The organism is Cupriavidus ulmosensis (genome assembly GCF_977008105.1).
Genome location: NZ_CDRMWP010000001.1, coordinates 3,991,459 through 4,009,214, shown reverse-complemented (window position 1 = coordinate 4,009,214; position 17,756 = coordinate 3,991,459). Strand labels below are relative to the sequence as shown.

General features: G+C 60.4%; 11 protein-coding genes, 6 tRNA genes and 3 rRNA genes. 19 read left to right on the top strand and 1 reads right to left on the bottom strand.

Annotated features, from left to right (window positions below; translation table 11 throughout):
• Positions 1 to 5 precede the first annotated feature (5 nt).
• Together ACWTPI_RS18530 and ACWTPI_RS18525 are read left to right on the top strand one after the other, a co-directional pair.
• Entirely contained in the window at positions 6 to 782 is a 777-nt protein-coding gene (locus tag ACWTPI_RS18530) for a GntR family transcriptional regulator (RefSeq protein ID WP_059410825.1), read from the top strand.
• Positions 783 to 1,011: 229 nt separating this feature from the next.
• The gene (locus ACWTPI_RS18525) at positions 1,012 to 1,182 is read left to right on the top strand and encodes a hypothetical protein (RefSeq protein WP_454732509.1); all 171 of its coding nucleotides are present in this window, start codon (positions 1,012 to 1,014) and stop codon (positions 1,180 to 1,182) included.
• A gap of 25 nt (positions 1,183 to 1,207) precedes the next feature.
• Here the strand turns inward: ACWTPI_RS18525 and ACWTPI_RS18520 are convergent, their stop codons facing one another.
• Positions 1,208 to 1,603 carry a DUF488 domain-containing protein gene (locus ACWTPI_RS18520; protein WP_454732301.1) on the bottom strand — a complete coding sequence of 132 codons (396 nt, stop codon included), beginning with the start codon at positions 1,601 to 1,603 and terminating at the stop codon, positions 1,208 to 1,210.
• 599 nt (positions 1,604 to 2,202) lie between these two features.
• Here ACWTPI_RS18520 and ACWTPI_RS18515 point away from each other — a divergent pair.
• The 17 genes from ACWTPI_RS18515 to rpoB all read left to right on the top strand — a co-directional run bounded on the left by ACWTPI_RS18515 (position 2,203) and on the right by rpoB (position 17,692).
• A 16S ribosomal RNA gene (locus tag ACWTPI_RS18515) occupies positions 2,203 to 3,734 on the top strand.
• Positions 3,735 to 3,795: 61 nt separating this feature from the next.
• Positions 3,796 to 3,872, top strand: a tRNA-Ile gene (locus ACWTPI_RS18510).
• A 7-nt stretch (positions 3,873 to 3,879) separates the two neighbouring features.
• Positions 3,880 to 3,955: transfer RNA gene (locus tag ACWTPI_RS18505), tRNA-Ala, on the top strand.
• Between the two features lie 280 nt (positions 3,956 to 4,235).
• Positions 4,236 to 7,114: ribosomal RNA gene (locus ACWTPI_RS18500) — 23S ribosomal RNA — on the top strand.
• A 133-nt stretch (positions 7,115 to 7,247) separates the two neighbouring features.
• Positions 7,248 to 7,361 (top strand): 5S ribosomal RNA (gene rrf / locus ACWTPI_RS18495).
• The 16S, 23S and 5S rRNA genes sit together here with 5 tRNA genes alongside, the layout of an rRNA operon.
• Positions 7,362 to 7,689: 328 nt before the next feature.
• Positions 7,690 to 7,775, top strand: a tRNA-Tyr gene (locus ACWTPI_RS18490).
• A 58-nt stretch (positions 7,776 to 7,833) separates the two neighbouring features.
• A tRNA-Gly gene (locus ACWTPI_RS18485) sits at positions 7,834 to 7,907 on the top strand.
• 41 nt (positions 7,908 to 7,948) lie between these two features.
• Positions 7,949 to 8,023, top strand: a tRNA-Thr gene (locus tag ACWTPI_RS18480).
• Between the two features lie 43 nt (positions 8,024 to 8,066).
• On the top strand, positions 8,067 to 9,257 hold the full coding sequence (tuf, locus tag ACWTPI_RS18475; RefSeq protein ID WP_020207180.1) for an elongation factor Tu: 1,191 nt from the start codon (positions 8,067 to 8,069) through the stop codon (positions 9,255 to 9,257).
• A gap of 84 nt (positions 9,258 to 9,341) precedes the next feature.
• Positions 9,342 to 9,417 (top strand) — tRNA-Trp (locus ACWTPI_RS18470).
• Between the two features lie 59 nt (positions 9,418 to 9,476).
• On the top strand, positions 9,477 to 9,857 hold the full coding sequence (secE, locus tag ACWTPI_RS18465; RefSeq protein WP_020206065.1) for a preprotein translocase subunit SecE: 381 nt from the start codon (positions 9,477 to 9,479) through the stop codon (positions 9,855 to 9,857).
• 10 nt (positions 9,858 to 9,867) lie between these two features.
• Entirely contained in the window at positions 9,868 to 10,449 is a 582-nt protein-coding gene (gene nusG, locus ACWTPI_RS18460) for a transcription termination/antitermination protein NusG (protein ID WP_029044254.1), read from the top strand.
• Positions 10,450 to 10,615: 166 nt separating this feature from the next.
• Positions 10,616 to 11,047 (top strand): 50S ribosomal protein L11, encoded by a 432-nt coding sequence (gene rplK, locus ACWTPI_RS18455; RefSeq protein WP_006162338.1) that lies wholly within the window; start codon positions 10,616 to 10,618, stop codon positions 11,045 to 11,047.
• Complete coding sequence (rplA, locus tag ACWTPI_RS18450; protein WP_020206067.1) at positions 11,048 to 11,743, top strand: 50S ribosomal protein L1; 696 nt, start codon at positions 11,048 to 11,050, stop codon at positions 11,741 to 11,743.
• Between the two features lie 424 nt (positions 11,744 to 12,167).
• Positions 12,168 to 12,695 (top strand): 50S ribosomal protein L10, encoded by a 528-nt coding sequence (rplJ, locus tag ACWTPI_RS18445; protein WP_029044255.1) that lies wholly within the window; start codon positions 12,168 to 12,170, stop codon positions 12,693 to 12,695.
• Between the two features lie 70 nt (positions 12,696 to 12,765).
• The gene (gene rplL / locus ACWTPI_RS18440; RefSeq protein WP_020206069.1) at positions 12,766 to 13,140 is read left to right on the top strand and encodes a 50S ribosomal protein L7/L12; all 375 of its coding nucleotides are present in this window, start codon (positions 12,766 to 12,768) and stop codon (positions 13,138 to 13,140) included.
• A 445-nt stretch (positions 13,141 to 13,585) separates the two neighbouring features.
• Positions 13,586 to 17,692, top strand: a complete 4,107-nt coding sequence (gene rpoB, locus ACWTPI_RS18435; protein WP_029044256.1) for a DNA-directed RNA polymerase subunit beta — start codon at positions 13,586 to 13,588, stop codon at positions 17,690 to 17,692.
• Positions 17,693 to 17,756: the final 64 nt, after the last annotated feature.

Below are 17,756 nucleotides of genomic sequence, written 5' to 3'. Positions count from 1 at the left end.
AACCTATGTCCGACGCCCCTGGTACCGAACGCGCTCACGCAGCTTCGGATTCCGCCGGCACCAGCCTTGGCGCCCAGCATTCCCCCCTGTTCGCGCTCGTGACCGACACCCTGCGGCAGCGCATCCTGGCGGGCGAGTACAACCAGGGAGACCGCCTGGTGGAGAACAAGCTTTCCACCGAGCTCGGCGTGTCGCGGATTCCGGTGCGGGAAGCGCTGCGCGCGCTGGCCGCGGAAGGCCTGGTGCGCATCGAGCCGCGGCGCGGCGCGTCGGTGGCGACGCTGTCGCCGAACATCGCCAAGGAAATGGTCGAGGTGCGGGCCACCCTGGAAGGGCTCAACGCCAAGCTGGCCGCGCAGCGGCGCGATCCGCGCCTGCTCTCCGAGCTCGACGACGTCCTGCGCCAGGGTACCGAGGCGGCCGCCAGCGGCCGGACCGAGCGCTTTGTCGAGCTCAACTCCCGCTTCCATGAAGTGCTGGGCAACATCGCCGCCAACAGCGTGCTGCAGGACATGGTGCGGACGCTGCGGGAGCGCACCGGCTTGCTGTTCGCGCCGGCCAACGTGCCGCGCGCGCGGCAGAACTGGGAAGAGCACGCGCAGATCCTGCAGGCGGTCATTGCCGGCGATGCCGATCTGGCCGCGCTGCTGGCGACCCGCCATGTCTACAGTGCGGCCAAGGCGGCCGAGGAACTGGCGGAGACGACCCCGAGCGGCGGAGAAGCCCCCCGCACTGGCAGCCCGGCCAAGCGAGGCGGCCGCACTGCCGCGAGCGCCGGCTAGCGCGGAGCCGCAGGCAGGCGTCGGGGCGACTGGAAGGTATTCGGTATACGATGTGCTGAAAGCGGCACGATCAAAGGCCGGGACGTGAGTAACGTCCCGGCCTTTGATTTTATTGGGCATTTCCGCAACGGAAATGCACCGTTGCGAGGCATGGGCGTGCCCTGTTATGACGCGACGCACCAAAATTTGGTATACTATCGTTTCCGATGAACCACAATAGGGAATGACCATGAACCACCCGACGCCTTCCTATTTCCGGCAGTCGGTCGGCGAGCAACTGCTGGCCCACTACGCCCGGCGCGACGCCGTGCGCCACAGCACGCCGCTCCTGCCCATCCAGTGGAGCGCACTGCGCGCGCTGTTCCACCGCTCCGGATCCGGCACGCAAAAGACCGTCTGACGGGAGTCTCCCGTCTGCGCGGCGGTCAAGCCATCGCGGCGCCTCTTTTCTCCAGCAGGGACCGCAGGATGGAGCGGTGGCAGCGCCGCTCCTGCTCGCAATAGCAGCCAAGCGAAAAGTTCGTCTGCCGCGACAGGGCGGCCAGCAGGTCCAGCGTGCGGCTGGCTTCGGGGCGCGCCATTTCCGCGCGGAAGTGACGCTCGAACTCGCGCCAGCCTTTCTCGTCGTCGTCTTCCTGTATCGCCAGCGCTTGCGCGACGAGATCCGCCGAAGGCGAGAGCTCCGGGTACCAGACGTCGTAATAGTCGCGCGAAGCGAACTCCGCCTTGGGTACGCCGCGCGGCGGCCGGCGCACGGTGCCGATGCGAAGCCCCTCGTCGGGCGCGCGCGGTGAACCCAGCCTCACGATCCGGATCGCCATTGCCGTGTCTCCTCTATATATGGATGTGATGGATGAGAAAGTATGTGGCATCTGCGCGCGAATGGGAGTGAGACGGGTCTGATTTGCGGAGCCTTCGCGCCGGCGCGAATTTGTATCCTTCGAGTCTCTTTTTTGGCCGCAGAGAAATCCTCGCAGAAAACGCTTGCCAAGGCTCGATTGGGGCCTTAATATTCGCTCCCTCGCAACACGAAGCTTGTCTGCAAAGGCAGACGGGACAAGGGCTGCGGGGGAATGGGTGAGGTTGGTGGCGCGGATGGCGCGGCTGATCGAAGCAAAAAAAGATTGCGAAACCTGTTGACGAAACGTAGAAAGTTCTTCATAATCTCGTTTCTCTGCTGCTGACAACGAAGCAGCGACGCGGTAAGCAAAGCGAACCGCGGCAAGTTCTTTAACAAACAAACAACCGATAAGTGTGGGCGCTTGATAGCGGACGCGGGAGACTTCGGTCTTCTAGCTTACAAGTTATAAAGTGCTCGCACAGTAAACATGTTCGGTTCTTCTTCGGAGGGATCGAGTCAGTTTTCTGAGAGTGAGCGACCGCTCGAAAGAGCGAGACCCTTTTGGGTCACACAGGTATTGAACTGAAGAGTTTGATCCTGGCTCAGATTGAACGCTGGCGGCATGCCTTACACATGCAAGTCGAACGGCAGCACGGGAGCAATCCTGGTGGCGAGTGGCGAACGGGTGAGTAATACATCGGAACGTGCCCTGTCGTGGGGGATAACTAGTCGAAAGATTAGCTAATACCGCATACGACCTGAGGGTGAAAGCGGGGGACCGCAAGGCCTCGCGCGATAGGAGCGGCCGATGTCTGATTAGCTAGTTGGTGAGGTAAGAGCTCACCAAGGCGACGATCAGTAGCTGGTCTGAGAGGACGATCAGCCACACTGGGACTGAGACACGGCCCAGACTCCTACGGGAGGCAGCAGTGGGGAATTTTGGACAATGGGGGCAACCCTGATCCAGCAATGCCGCGTGTGTGAAGAAGGCCTTCGGGTTGTAAAGCACTTTTGTCCGGAAAGAAATCCCCTGGGATAATACCTCGGGGGGATGACGGTACCGGAAGAATAAGCACCGGCTAACTACGTGCCAGCAGCCGCGGTAATACGTAGGGTGCGAGCGTTAATCGGAATTACTGGGCGTAAAGCGTGCGCAGGCGGTTTTGTAAGACAGGCGTGAAATCCCCGAGCTCAACTTGGGAATGGCGCTTGTGACTGCAAGGCTAGAGTATGTCAGAGGGGGGTAGAATTCCACGTGTAGCAGTGAAATGCGTAGAGATGTGGAGGAATACCGATGGCGAAGGCAGCCCCCTGGGACGTCACTGACGCTCATGCACGAAAGCGTGGGGAGCAAACAGGATTAGATACCCTGGTAGTCCACGCCCTAAACGATGTCAACTAGTTGTTGGGGATTCATTTCTTCAGTAACGTAGCTAACGCGTGAAGTTGACCGCCTGGGGAGTACGGTCGCAAGATTAAAACTCAAAGGAATTGACGGGGACCCGCACAAGCGGTGGATGATGTGGATTAATTCGATGCAACGCGAAAAACCTTACCTACCCTTGACATGCCACTAACGAAGCAGAGATGCATTAGGTGCTCGAAAGAGAAAGTGGACACAGGTGCTGCATGGCTGTCGTCAGCTCGTGTCGTGAGATGTTGGGTTAAGTCCCGCAACGAGCGCAACCCTTGTCTCTAGTTGCTACGAAAGGGCACTCTAGAGAGACTGCCGGTGACAAACCGGAGGAAGGTGGGGATGACGTCAAGTCCTCATGGCCCTTATGGGTAGGGCTTCACACGTCATACAATGGTGCGTACAGAGGGTTGCCAACCCGCGAGGGGGAGCTAATCCCAGAAAACGCATCGTAGTCCGGATCGTAGTCTGCAACTCGACTACGTGAAGCTGGAATCGCTAGTAATCGCGGATCAGCATGCCGCGGTGAATACGTTCCCGGGTCTTGTACACACCGCCCGTCACACCATGGGAGTGGGTTTTGCCAGAAGTAGTTAGCCTAACCGCAAGGAGGGCGATTACCACGGCAGGGTTCATGACTGGGGTGAAGTCGTAACAAGGTAGCCGTATCGGAAGGTGCGGCTGGATCACCTCCTTTCAAGAGCGTGCAGAAGTTGTTGAGCGTTCACACTTATCGGTTTGTTTGGTGTTACAGCCAAGGGTCTGTAGCTCAGGTGGTTAGAGCACCGTCTTGATAAGGCGGGGGTCGTAGGTTCAAGTCCTACCAGACCCACCAAGTTATCGGGGGATTAGCTCAGCTGGGAGAGCACCTGCTTTGCAAGCAGGGGGTCGTCGGTTCGATCCCGTCATCCTCCACCACTACCTTGGATTGGTCAGTCCAAAGGCAAGCGCTTTGAGAGAAAAGCGTTTGCCTTTGGCTTTGCCAAGACGATGGAAACATCGGCTGTTCTTTAACAATATGGGATGTAGTAAAGGTGTCGTGAGCGTTGATGAGACGCTGCAGTAAAACACGATACCGGGTTGTGATTGTATCAACCAAATGTATTTTAAAGTGATCGAAAGATGACTTGGAATACGGCACAAATGCGAGAACTCAACCTGTAGGAAGCGTGACTCGAAAGAGACACACTTGTTATAGGGTCAAGCGAACAAGTGCATGTGGTGGATGCCTTGGCGATCACAGGCGATGAAGGACGCGGTAGCCTGCGAAAAGCTTCGGGGAGCTGGCAAACAAGCTTTGATCCGGAGATGTCCGAATGGGGAAACCCGGCCCTTATGGGTCATCCCTGACTGAATACATAGGTCAGGGAAGCGAACGCGGCGAACTGAAACATCTAAGTAGCTGCAGGAACAGAAATCAACCGAGATTCCCAAAGTAGTGGCGAACGAAATGGGAAGAGCCTTGTACTCTTTAGCAGTGTTGTTAGCAGAACGGTCTGGAAAGGCCGGCCATAGCAGGTGATAGCCCTGTATGCGAAAACAGCGTTGTGGAACTAGGTGTACGACAAGTAGGGCGGGACACGTGAAATCCTGTCTGAAGATGGGGGGACCATCCTCCAAGGCTAAATACTCGTGATCGACCGATAGTGAACCAGTACCGTGAGGGAAAGGCGAAAAGAACCCCGGGAGGGGAGTGAAATAGATCCTGAAACCGCATGCATACAAACAGTCGGAGCCTGGAAACGGGTGACGGCGTACCTTTTGTATAATGGGTCAGCGACTTACATTCAGTGGCAAGCTTAACCGATTAGGGAAGGCGTAGCGAAAGCGAGTCCGAATAGGGCGTTCAGTCGCTGGGTGTAGACCCGAAACCAGACGATCTATCCATGGCCAGGTTGAAGGTGCGGTAACACGTACTGGAGGACCGAACCCACTAACGTTGAAAAGTTAGGGGATGAGCTGTGGATAGGGGTGAAAGGCTAAACAAGTCTGGAAATAGCTGGTTCTCTCCGAAAACTATTTAGGTAGTGCCTCGTGTCTCACCTTCGGGGGTAGAGCACTGTCATGGTTGGGGGGTCTATTGCTGATTACCCCGCCATAGCAAACTCCGAATACCGAAGAGTGCAATCACGGGAGACAGACATCGGGTGCTAACGTCCGGTGTCAAGAGGGAAACAACCCAGACCGCCAGCTAAGGTCCCAAAGATTGGCTAAGTGGGAAACGAAGTGGGAAGGCTAAAACAGTCAGGAGGTTGGCTTAGAAGCAGCCACCCTTTAAAGAAAGCGTAATAGCTCACTGATCGAGTCGTCCTGCGCGGAAGATGTAACGGGGCTAAGCCAGTCACCGAAGCTGCGGACGCACGTAAGTGCGTGGTAGGAGAGCGTTCTGTAAGCCTGTGAAGGTGTCTTGTAAAGGATGCTGGAGGTATCAGAAGTGCGAATGCTGACATGAGTAGCGATAAAGGGGGTGAAAAGCCCCCTCGCCGTAAGCCCAAGGTTTCCTACGCAACGTTCATCGGCGTAGGGTGAGTCGGCCCCTAAGGCGAGGCAGAGATGCGTAGCTGATGGGAAGCAGGTTAATATTCCTGCACCGTCGTATGATGCGATGGGGGGACGGATCGCGGAAGGTTGTCCGGGTGTTGGAAGTCCCGGTCCCTGTATTGGAGAAGGCGCTTAGGCAAATCCGGGCGCGGAATTCAAGGATATGGGGCGAGCGGCCTAGTGCTGCGAAGCAATTGGAAGTGGTTCCAAGAAAAGCCTCTAAGCTTCAGTCATACGAGACCGTACCGCAAACCGACACAGGTGGGCGAGATGAGTATTCTAAGGCGCTTGAGAGAACTCGGGAGAAGGAACTCGGCAAATTGGTACCGTAACTTCGGGATAAGGTACGCCCTTGTAGCTTGACTGGCCTGCGCCAGGAGGGTGAAGGGGTTGCAATAAAATGGTGGCTGCGACTGTTTAATAAAAACACAGCACTCTGCAAACACGAAAGTGGACGTATAGGGTGTGACGCCTGCCCGGTGCCGGAAGATTAAATGATGGGGTGCAAGCTCTTGATTGAAGTCCCGGTAAACGGCGGCCGTAACTATAACGGTCCTAAGGTAGCGAAATTCCTTGTCGGGTAAGTTCCGACCTGCACGAATGGCGTAACGATGGCCACACTGTCTCCTCCCGAGACTCAGCGAAGTTGAAGTGTTTGTGATGATGCAATCTCCCCGCGGCTAGACGGAAAGACCCCATGAACCTTTACTGTAGCTTTGCATTGGACTTTGAACCGATCTGTGTAGGATAGGTGGGAGGCTTTGAAGCGTGGACGCTAGTCTGCGTGGAGCCGACCTTGAAATACCACCCTGGTTTGTTTGAGGTTCTAACCTTGGCCCGTGAATCCGGGTCGGGGACAGTGCATGGTAGGCAGTTTGACTGGGGCGGTCTCCTCCCAAAGTGTAACGGAGGAGTTCGAAGGTACGCTTGGTACGGTCGGACATCGTACCTAAAGTGCAATGGCAAAAGCGTGCTTAACTGCGAGACCGACAAGTCGAGCAGGTGCGAAAGCAGGACATAGTGATCCGGTGGTTCTGAATGGAAGGGCCATCGCTCAACGGATAAAAGGTACTCTGGGGATAACAGGCTGATACCGCCCAAGAGTTCATATCGACGGCGGTGTTTGGCACCTCGATGTCGGCTCATCTCATCCTGGGGCTGTAGCCGGTCCCAAGGGTATGGCTGTTCGCCATTTAAAGAGGTACGTGAGCTGGGTTTAAAACGTCGTGAGACAGTTTGGTCCCTATCTGCCGTGGGCGTTGGAATCTTGACGGGGGCTGCTCCTAGTACGAGAGGACCGGAGTGGACGTACCGCTGGTGTACCTGTTGTCTCGCCAGAGGCATCGCAGGGTAGCTATGTACGGAAGAGATAACCGCTGAAAGCATCTAAGCGGGAAACTCGCCTGAAGATGAGGATTCCCTGGAGGCTTGACCTCCTTGAAGGGTCGTTCGAGACCAGGACGTTGATAGGCTGGGTGTGGAAGCGCAGTAATGCGTTAAGCTAACCAGTACTAATTGCCCGTAAGGCTTGATCCTATAACCAGTGTGTTTCTGCCTGGTTGACGTATCGCGTGCCGCTGCTCAGCAGCCTGGCCGATACAAGACACAACCTGACTACATCCCTATTCGTTGCGTTGGCCGACAAGCCCAGCGCAACACACCGCTCATGCCTGGTGACCATAGCGAGTTGGAACCACCCCTTCCCATCCCGAACAGGACCGTGAAACGACTCCACGCCGATGATAGTGCGGATTACCCGTGTGAAAGTAGGTAATCGCCAGGCTCTCTCTTAAAACCCCTCAGTACGTACGTACTGGGGGGTTTTGCTTTTGGGGCGACCGATTGCGGCTCAGCGCTTCCGACCTGGCCGCCAAAAATCACCTCGGTCGACCGCGCAAGGGGCCCGGGAAGGCCCGCCGGAAGCCATTTCCGGGCTGCCGGCGACACCCTATAGGGTGAGAGCGTGTTCTTTTCGAACGCCGGTGGTTGTGGAATGGCCAGGCAGCCTGGATGGTGCCCGGTCGCGAGCTCGTCACTGTCCCCATGCTTTGCATAGTATGGAAAAAGCTTGACAGGCCTGATGAGTTACACCATAATCACAAGTTCTCTGCGGAGAGGTGCCCGAGTGGCTAAAGGGGGCAGACTGTAAATCTGTTGGCTTACGCCTACGCTGGTTCGAATCCAGCCCTCTCCACCAGAATTAAGCAAGACAGTAACCCGGCGGTAGTCGGTGAAGCAGAAAGCGTGGTAACCCGGCGGGTGTAGCTCAATGGTAGAGCAGAAGCCTTCCAAGCTTACGACGAGGGTTCGATTCCCTTCACCCGCTCCAGATTGCCCGGGTTGCAGTCAAGAAAGCAGCAGTCAAGTTTCGCCCATGTGGCTCAGTGGTAGAGCACTCCCTTGGTAAGGGAGAGGTCGGCAGTTCGATCCTGCCCATGGGCACCAAATACCGTACTGGCAATATCGCAGCCGACACAGGAGTCGCGAAATGGCAAAGGAAAAGTTCGAGCGGACCAAGCCGCACGTGAACGTTGGTACGATCGGTCACGTTGACCACGGCAAGACCACGCTGACGGCAGCGATCGCCACGGTGCTGGCAGCGAAGTTTGGCGGTTCGGCCAAGAAGTACGACGAAATCGACGCAGCGCCGGAAGAAAAGGCACGCGGTATCACCATCAATACCGCCCACGTCGAGTACGAAACGGCCAATCGCCACTACGCGCACGTCGACTGCCCGGGCCACGCCGACTATGTGAAGAACATGATCACGGGTGCCGCCCAGATGGACGGCGCGATCCTGGTGTGCTCGGCCGCCGACGGCCCCATGCCCCAGACCCGCGAGCACATCCTGCTGGCCCGCCAGGTCGGCGTGCCTTACATCATCGTGTTCCTGAACAAGTGCGACATGGTCGACGACGCCGAGCTGCTCGAGCTGGTCGAAATGGAAGTGCGCGAACTGCTCTCGAAGTACGAGTTCCCCGGCGACGACACCCCGATCATCAAGGGTTCGGCCAAGCTGGCGCTCGAAGGCGACAAGGGCGAGCTGGGCGAAGTGGCCATCCTGAACCTGGCCGACGCGCTGGACACCTACATCCCGACGCCGGAACGTGCCGTTGACGGTACCTTCCTGATGCCGGTGGAAGACGTGTTCTCGATCTCGGGCCGCGGCACCGTGGTGACCGGCCGTATCGAACGCGGCATCATCAAGGTCGGCGAGGAAATCGAAATCGTCGGTATCAAGCCGACGGTCAAGACCACCTGCACCGGCGTGGAAATGTTCCGCAAGCTGCTGGACCAGGGTCAGGCCGGCGACAACGTGGGCCTGCTGCTGCGCGGCACGAAGCGCGAAGACGTGGAGCGCGGCCAGGTGCTGTGCAAGCCGGGTTCGATCAAGCCGCACACGCACTTCACCGGCGAGGTCTACATTCTGTCGAAGGACGAAGGCGGCCGTCACACCCCGTTCTTCAACAACTACCGCCCGCAGTTCTATTTCCGCACGACCGACGTGACCGGCTCGATCGAGCTGCCGAAGGACAAGGAAATGGTCATGCCCGGCGACAACGTGTCGATCACGGTCAAGCTGATCGCCCCGATCGCGATGGAAGAAGGTCTGCGCTTCGCCATCCGTGAAGGCGGCCGTACCGTCGGCGCCGGCGTCGTGGCCAAGATCCTCGACTGATAAGGTCGATCAGCGGGTACGGCACCAACCAGCCGTATCCGTTGCCAGAGGGGTTGGCGTCAGCGCCGACCCCAAAGTTGTTTTAGGGGTATAGCTCAACTGGCAGAGCGTCGGTCTCCAAAACCGAAGGTTGGGGGTTCGATTCCCTCTGCCCCTGCCAATTCAATCAGCCGCGTCGCGATACAGTATCGTGACGCGGCTTAGTCTCGTTTGCGAAACATGGCCAATCCCAACGTCGAAACCGTCAATGCCTCCAGCGGCAAGTGGTTGCTGGGCGTAGCGGTGCTATTGGTGGTTGCCGGCGTCATCGGTTTCTATGCCCTGGCACAGCAGCCTTCCTATGTGCGCGGCGCCGCGCTGTTCGGCGGCATCGCACTGGGCGTGGTGGTCGCGCTGGTCTCGGCGCCGGGCAAGGACTTCATCGGATTCGCCAAGGAATCCTATCGCGAAGTCCGCAAGGTCGTCTGGCCTACCCGCAAGGAAGCCGGTCAGATGACGGGCTTGGTGTTTGTCTTCGTCGTGATCATGGCCGTGTTCCTGTGGTCTGCGGACAAGCTCATCGAGTGGGTCATCTTTTCGCTCGTGCTTGGCTGGAAATGAAGGATAGAACATGACGGATAACGCACAACAGGAAGTCCCCGCAGCGGAATCGCCTTCGTCGAAGAAGCGCTGGTATGTGGTGCACGCTTATTCCGGCATGGAAAAGAGCGTGCAGCGCGCGCTGCAGGAGCGCATCGACCGCGCGGAAATGCAGGACAAGTTCGGCCGCATCCTGGTGCCGTCGGAAGAAGTGATCGAGATCAAGGGCGGCCAGAAGTCCGTCACCGAGCGCCGTTTCTTCCCCGGCTACGTGCTGGTCGAGATGGAAATGACCGACGAGACCTGGCACCTGGTGAAGAACACCAGCAAGGTCACGGGTTTCGTGGGCGGCGCGCGCAACCGCCCGAGCCCGATTTCCCAGCGGGAAGTCGACAAGATCATGACCCAGATGCAGGAAGGGGTCGAGAAGCCGCGTCCCAAGACGCTGTTCGAAGTGGGCGAAATGGTGCGCGTCAAGGACGGCCCGTTCACCGACTTCAACGGCAACGTCGAGGAAGTGAACTACGAGAAATCGCGCCTGCGCGTCTCGGTCACGATCTTCGGTCGCGCCACCCCGGTCGAGCTCGAGTTCGGCCAGGTCGAGAAGGTTTAAGGATTTTGCCCGCCGCCGGCCCGCAAGGGCGGCGGCGGACGAATAGGGCGGGGTCCTCGCGACCGCGCCCAAAGAGGAGCGTGAGGTCGTGCCAGCGGCACGGCGACAGCGCGTTACGACTCAACAGGATCCGTTCGACAAGCGAAGGATCCGGATTGGAGTAAAGATGGCCAAGAAGATCATTGGCTTTATCAAGCTGCAGATTCCGGCTGGTAAGGCAAATCCCTCCCCGCCCGTGGGCCCGGCACTGGGTCAGCGCGGCCTGAACATCATGGAGTTCTGCAAGGCGTTCAACGCGCAGACCCAGGGCATGGAACCCGGCCTGCCGGTGCCGGTGGTGATTACCGCCTTCGCCGACAAGAGCTTCACGTTCGTGATGAAGTCGCCCCCGGCGACCGTGCTGATCAAGAAGGCCGCCGGCCTGACCAAGGGTTCGGCCAAGCCGCACACCGACAAGGTCGGCAAGATCACCCGCGCCCAGGCTGAAGAAATCGCCAAGGCAAAGAACGCTGACCTGACCGCCGCCGACCTGGACGCCGCCGTGCGTACCATTGCCGGCTCGGCGCGTTCGATGGGCATCACCGTGGAGGGTCTGTAAATGGCTAAGCTTTCGAAGCGCGCAGCCGCCAACAAGGCGAAGATCGAGCGCACCAAGTTCTACCCGATCGACGAGGCCCTGGGCCTGGTGAAGGAATGCGCATCGGCCAAGTTCGACGAATCGATCGACGTGGCCGTGCAGCTCGGCATCGATGCGAAGAAGTCGGACCAGGTGGTCCGCGGCTCCGTGGTGCTGCCCGCCGGTACCGGCAAGTCGGTGCGCGTGGCTGTGTTCGCGCAAGGCGAAAAGGCTGAAGCTGCCAAGGCAGCCGGCGCCGACATCGTCGGCATGGAAGACCTGGCCGAGCAGGTCAAGGCCGGCAACCTGAACTTCGACGTGGTGATCGCCTCGCCGGACACCATGCGTGTCGTCGGTACGCTGGGCCAGATCCTGGGCCCGCGCGGCCTGATGCCGAACCCGAAGGTCGGCACCGTGACGCCCGACGTGGCCCAGGCCGTGAAGAACGCCAAGGCCGGTCAGGTGCAGTACCGCGTCGACAAGGCCGGTATCATCCACGCCACCATCGGCCGCCGCTCGTTCGACGACGCCGCGCTGAAGAGCAACCTGAACGCGCTGATCGAAGCGCTGGTGAAGTCGAAGCCGGCCACGAGCAAGGGCGTGTACCTGCGCAAGATCGCCGTGTCGTCCACGATGGGCGTTGGCGTGCGCGTGGAACAGGGCTCGCTGTCGGCCTGAGGCTGACAGACACCGGGCGGACCCGATAACGTCGCCCGGGGTAAAGAATCGAAGATCCCGGCCCAGGCCGGGGTCGTCTCCCGGCCGCAGCGGCGCCCCAACAGGCGCGGCAGCCGCGGGGAGCAAGGCTTTGGGCAGTGGTGCCCGCCGGCGCAAGCAGGCAGGCACCGCTGGTTATCAAAGACCGCTGGTGGCGGGCGCGGCCGAAGTCTGGCCGGCTTGCCTTAATCGGGCGGAGCGTGTGTGGCGGGGTGTTTGACCCGGCTGCGGCGCCTCCCGCCCCACCAGCGCAGATGGCGCACCCGAGGGATTGATGAATCCGGGCAACGACCCGGGTGATTCGGGCCAATCGGACGCCGTTCGTTTGGACTGATGTGCGTGCCCCGGACGATCCGGGGGACAAGCATCGTTTTGGAGCTTAACCGTGCCACTCAATATTGAAGATAAGAAGGCCGTCGTTGCTGAGGTTTCGGCGCAAGTCGCCAAAGCCCAGACCATCGTCGTGGCCGAATATCGCGGCATTGCGGTTGGCGATCTGACCAAGCTGCGCGCCAAGGCCCGCGAGCAAGGCGTGTACCTGCGCGTTCTGAAGAACACGCTGGCCCGCCGCGCCGTGGAAGGCACGCCGTTTGCAGGCCTCGCAGAGCAAATGACCGGCCCGCTGATCTACGGTATTTCCGAAGATGCAGTGTCGTCGGCCAAGGTTCTGAACGACTTTGCCAAGACCAACGACAAGCTGGTTCTGCGCGCAGCGTCGTACGACGGCAACGTGCTCGATGCTGCTGCCGTCAAGGCACTGGCCTCGATCCCGAGCCGTGACGAACTGATTGCTCAGCTGCTTGGCGTGATGCAGGCACCGGTGTCGGGCTTCGCCCGTCTGCTGGCTGCACTGGCCGCCAAGAAGGGCGAGGGCGAAGCCGCCCCCGCCGAGAGCGAAGGCGCGGCTGCTTAAGGCGCAAGCCCGCAGCCCGGCTTAAAAGATCGCATTACCGATACCGAATCAAATCTAGCAGGAGTAACAAATGGCAATCAGCAAAGACGACATCCTCGAAGCCGTAGGCGCGATGTCCGTGATGGAACTGAACGACCTGGTCAAGGCGTTCGAAGAAAAGTTCGGCGTGTCCGCCGCTGCAATGGCCGTGGCTGCTGCCCCGGGCGCCGGCGGTGCTGCCGCTGCCGAAGAGCAGACCGAGTTCAACGTGATCCTGGCCGAAATCGGCGCCAACAAGGTTGGCGTGATCAAGGCCGTGCGCGAAATCACCGGCCTGGGCCTGAAGGAAGCCAAGGACCTGGTCGATGGCGCACCGAAGCCCGTCAAGGAAGGCGTGGACAAGGCTGCTGCAGCCGAAGCCAAGAAGAAGCTGGAAGACGCAGGCGCAAAGGCCGAAATCAAGTAAGCTGTGCTCGCGTGCCATTTCGCGGCACGCGGATGGGGCTGGCAAAGGGAGTTTCCCGGCGCCAGCCTTTTTGCGCTTCTGCGAAGTGTGTTTTATACGGCACCTGGAGCGCGGATAAATCGGACAAGTCGCCAGAGTATGGCGCAAGAAGTGGCGTAAACGATGCTTGAAAGCTAGGTAATTTCCTAAGCTTCAGCAGAGGCCAAACATCAGTGGCACACTAAACGGTTGCTGATGTTTGTCTTCTGAACCGACTGCAGAAGACAAGTTTGGTCGGGTGTCCCCCGAGCCGGCATGGCGCATCGCGTCGTAGCTGCCGGCTCGCAGCGTGCGGGCACCGTCAGCCAGAGGTTGGTAGCGGCCAACCGCCAAATCCCCTCCCAGTCGCTGAACACCTCAGGTGCTGCGCCAGGTCCAGCCAGCCCTGCGATGATTCGGAGATCCCATGGCGTACAGCTTCACCGAAAAGAAGCGCATTCGCAAAAGTTTTGCGAAGCGCGCGACGGTTCACCAGGTTCCTTTCCTGCTTGCCACTCAGATTGAATCCTACACTCAGTTTCTGCAAGAGGATACGCCACCCTCGCGTCGCAAAACAGAGGGCCTGCAAGCGGCATTCAGCGCAATCTTCCCGATTGTGTCGCACAACGGGCTCGCCCGTATGGAGTTCGTCTCCTACCACCTCTCCAACCCGCCGTTCGACGTCAAGGAATGTCAACAGCGTGGCCTGACCTTCCACTCGGCCCTGCGCGCCAAGGTGCGCCTGATCATCAACGATCGGGAAAATCCGGGCAAGGTCAAGGAAGTCAAGGAACAGGAAGTCTACATGGGCGAAATTCCGCTCATGACGTCGACCGGTTCGTTCGTGATCAACGGTACCGAGCGCGTGATCGTCTCGCAGCTCCACCGTTCCCCCGGCGTGTTCTTCGAGCACGACAAGGGCAAGACCCACAGCTCGGGCAAGCTGCTGTTCTCGGCCCGGATCATCCCCTACCGCGGTTCGTGGCTCGATTTCGAGTTCGACCCGAAGGACATCCTGTACTTCCGCGTCGACCGCCGCCGCAAGATGCCGGTGACGATCCTGCTCAAGTCGATCGGCCTGACGCCCGAACAGATCCTGGCGCACTTCTTCGTGTTCGACAACTTCACGCTGCAGGCCGAAGGCGCGCAGATGGAGTTCGTGCCCGAGCGCCTGCGCGGTGAAGTCGCGCGCTTCGACATCGCCGACAAGAACGGCCGCGTCGTGGTGGAGAAGGACAAGCGCATCAACGCCAAGCACATCCGCGACCTGGACTCGGCCGGCACCAAGCTCATCAGCGTGCCGGAAGACTACCTGCTGGGCCGCGTGCTGGCCAAGAACATCATCGACCCGGACACCGGCGAGGTGATCGCCAACGCCAACGACGAGCTCACCGAGACCGTCCTGGAGAACCTGCGCGAAGCCGGCGTCAAGCAGATCCAGACGCTGTACACCAACGACCTGGACCAGGGTCCGTACATGTCGCAGACCCTGCGCGTGGACGACACCGCCGACCAGACCGCCGCGCGTATCGCCATCTACCGCATGATGCGTCCCGGCGAGCCGCCGACCGAAGACGCGGTGGAAGCGCTGTTCCAGCGCCTGTTCTACAGCGAAGAGTCGTACGACCTGTCGCGCGTCGGCCGCATGAAGGTCAACAGCCGCCTGGGCCGCCCGAGCGGCGAAGGCAGCATGGTGCTGCAGGACGAGGACATCCTCGAGACCATCAAGATCCTGGTCAACCTGCGCAACGGCAAGGGCGAGGTCGATGACATCGACCACCTGGGCAACCGCCGTGTGCGTTGCGTCGGCGAACTGGCCGAGAACCAGTTCCGCGCCGGCCTGTCGCGCGTGGAGCGCGCCGTCAAGGAACGTCTGGGCCAGGCCGAGACCGAGAACCTGATGCCGCACGACCTGATCAACTCGAAGCCGATCTCCTCGGCCATCCGCGAGTTCTTCGGTTCGTCGCAGCTGTCGCAGTTCATGGACCAGACCAACCCGCTGTCCGAGATCACGCACAAGCGCCGCGTCTCCGCACTGGGCCCGGGCGGCCTGACCCGCGAGCGCGCGGGCTTCGAAGTGCGCGACGTGCACCCGACCCACTATGGCCGCGTGTGCCCGATCGAAACGCCGGAAGGCCCGAACATCGGCCTGATCAACTCGCTGGCGCTGTATGCGCGCCTGAACGAGTACGGCTTCCTGGAAACGCCGTACCGCAAGGTCGTCGACAGCAAGCTGACCGACCAGGTCGACTACCTGTCCGCGATCGAGGAAGGCAAGTACGTGGTGGCGCAGGCCAACGCGACGGTCGACGCCGACGGCACCCTCATCGACGAACTGGTGTCGTCGCGTGAAGGCAGCGAGCGTGAAACCCGCATGGTCACGCCGGACCGCGTGCAGTACATCGACGTGGCGCCGTCGCAGATCGTGTCGGCGGCAGCCTCGCTGGTGCCGTTCCTCGAGCACGATGACGCGAACCGCGCACTGATGGGCGCGAACATGCAGCGCCAGGCCGTGCCTTGCCTGCGTCCGGACAAGCCGCTGGTGGGCACCGGCATCGAGCGCACCGTCGCGGTCGACTCGGGCACCGCCGTGCAGGCGACCCGTGGCGGCGTGGTGGACTACGTCGATGCGATGCGTATCGTGATCCGCGTAAACGACGACGAAGCCGTGGCCGGCGAAGTCGGCGTGGACATCTACAACCTGATCAAGTACACGCGCTCGAACCAGAACACCAACATCAACCAGCGTCCGATGGTCAAGGTCGGCGACTTCGTCGCCCGCGGCGACGTGATCGCCGACGGCGCCTCGACCGACCTGGGCGAGCTCGCGCTCGGCCAGAACATGCTGGTGGCGTTCATGCCGTGGAACGGCTACAACTTCGAAGACTCGATCCTGATCTCCGAACGCGTGGTCGCCGAAGACCGCTACACCTCGATCCACATCGAGGAACTGTCGGTCGTCGCCCGCGACACCAAGCTGGGACCGGAAGAAATCACGCGCGACATCTCCAACCTCGCCGAAGCGCAGCTGGCGCGCCTGGACGAGTCCGGCATCACCTACATCGGTGCCGAAGTGGAAGCCGGCGACGTGCTGGTGGGCAAGGTCACGCCGAAGGGCGAGACCCAGCTCACGCCGGAAGAAAAGCTGCTGCGCGCGATCTTCGGCGAGAAGGCTTCGGACGTGAAGGACACCTCGCTGCGCGTGCCCTCGGGCATGAGCGGCATCGTGATCGACGTCCAGGTCTTCACCCGCGAAGGCGTGACGCGCGACAAGCGCGCCCAGTCGATCATCGACGACGAGCTCAAGCGCTACCGCCTGGACCTGAACGACCAGCTGCGCATCGTCGAAGGCGACGCCTTCCAGCGTCTGGAACGCCTGCTGCTCGACAAGACCGTCAACGGCGGCCCGAAGAAGCTGGCCAAGGGCGCCAAGCTGACCCGCGAGTACCTGGCCGACCTGGACAAGTACCACTGGTTCGACATCCGCCCGGCCGACGAGGAAGTCGCCGCCCAGCTCGAAGCCGTCAAGGAAGCCATCGAGCAGAAGCGCCACGAGTTCGACCTGGCCTTCGAAGAGAAGCGCAAGAAGCTCACGCAGGGCGACGAACTGCCGCCGGGCGTGATCAAGATGGTCAAGGTGTACCTGGCCGTCAAGCGCCGCCTGCAGCCTGGCGACAAGATGGCAGGCCGTCACGGCAACAAGGGTGTCGTGTCCAAGATCACCCCGATCGAAGACATGCCCTACATGGCCGACGGCACGCCCGCCGACATCGTGCTCAACCCGCTGGGCGTGCCTTCGCGGATGAACGTGGGCCAGATTCTGGAAACCCACCTGGGCTGGGCCGCGCGCGGCCTGGGCGAGCGCATCGGCAACATGCTGAAGGCGCAGGCCAAGGCAGCCGAAGTGCGCAAGCTGCTCACGCAGATCTACAACGAGAGCGGCAAGGTCGAAGACCTCGACAGCCTGTCGGATTCGGAAATCCTGGAACTGGCCGAGAACCTGAAGAAGGGCGTGCCATTCGCGACGCCGGTGTTCGATGGTGCGCATGAGGACGAAATCCGCCGCATGCTGGACCTCGCCTATCCGGAAGAGATCGCGAAGGAGAAGGGCCTGACCGCTTCCAAGCAGCAGGTCACGCTGTTCGACGGCCGCACCGGCGAAGCGTTCGAGCGTCCGGTCACGCTGGGCGTGATGCACATGCTGAAGCTGCACCACTTGGTCGACGACAAGATGCACGCCCGTTCGACCGGCCCGTACTCGCTGGTGACGCAGCAGCCGCTGGGCGGCAAGGCGCAGTTCGGTGGCCAGCGTTTCGGTGAAATGGAAGTGTGGGCGCTGGAAGCATACGGCGCCTCCTACGTGCTGCAGGAAATGCTGACGGTCAAGTCCGACGACGTGAACGGCCGGACCAAGGTCTACGAGAACATCGTCAAGGGCGAGCACTCGATCGATGCCGGCATGCCGGAATCGTTCAACGTGCTGGTGAAGGAAATCCGCTCGCTGGGTATCGACATCGACCTCGATCGCTACTGATCGAGAGCGCGCGGGAGGCCGGTCGCGGCCAGCCTCCCGCCGGTTGCCAGCTACGGTTTTCCCA

Bases quoted from the DNA above. Each gene is read 5' to 3' on its own strand.
- rpoB (WP_029044256.1), top strand. From the start codon at position 13,586: ATGGCGTACAGCTTCACCGAAAAGAAGCGCATTCGCAAAAGTTTTGCG.
- ACWTPI_RS18520 (WP_454732301.1), bottom strand. From the start codon at position 1,603: ATGGCGATCCGGATCGTGAGGCTGGGTTCACCGCGCGCGCCCGACGAG.
- rplK (WP_006162338.1), top strand. From the start codon at position 10,616: ATGGCCAAGAAGATCATTGGCTTTATCAAGCTGCAGATTCCGGCTGGT.
- rplA (WP_020206067.1), top strand. From the start codon at position 11,048: ATGGCTAAGCTTTCGAAGCGCGCAGCCGCCAACAAGGCGAAGATCGAG.
- ACWTPI_RS18530 (WP_059410825.1), top strand. From the start codon at position 6: ATGTCCGACGCCCCTGGTACCGAACGCGCTCACGCAGCTTCGGATTCC.
- ACWTPI_RS18525 (WP_454732509.1), top strand. From the start codon at position 1,012: ATGAACCACCCGACGCCTTCCTATTTCCGGCAGTCGGTCGGCGAGCAA.
- rplL (WP_020206069.1), top strand. From the start codon at position 12,766: ATGGCAATCAGCAAAGACGACATCCTCGAAGCCGTAGGCGCGATGTCC.
- tuf (WP_020207180.1), top strand. From the start codon at position 8,067: ATGGCAAAGGAAAAGTTCGAGCGGACCAAGCCGCACGTGAACGTTGGT.
- secE (WP_020206065.1), top strand. From the start codon at position 9,477: ATGGCCAATCCCAACGTCGAAACCGTCAATGCCTCCAGCGGCAAGTGG.
- nusG (WP_029044254.1), top strand. From the start codon at position 9,868: ATGACGGATAACGCACAACAGGAAGTCCCCGCAGCGGAATCGCCTTCG.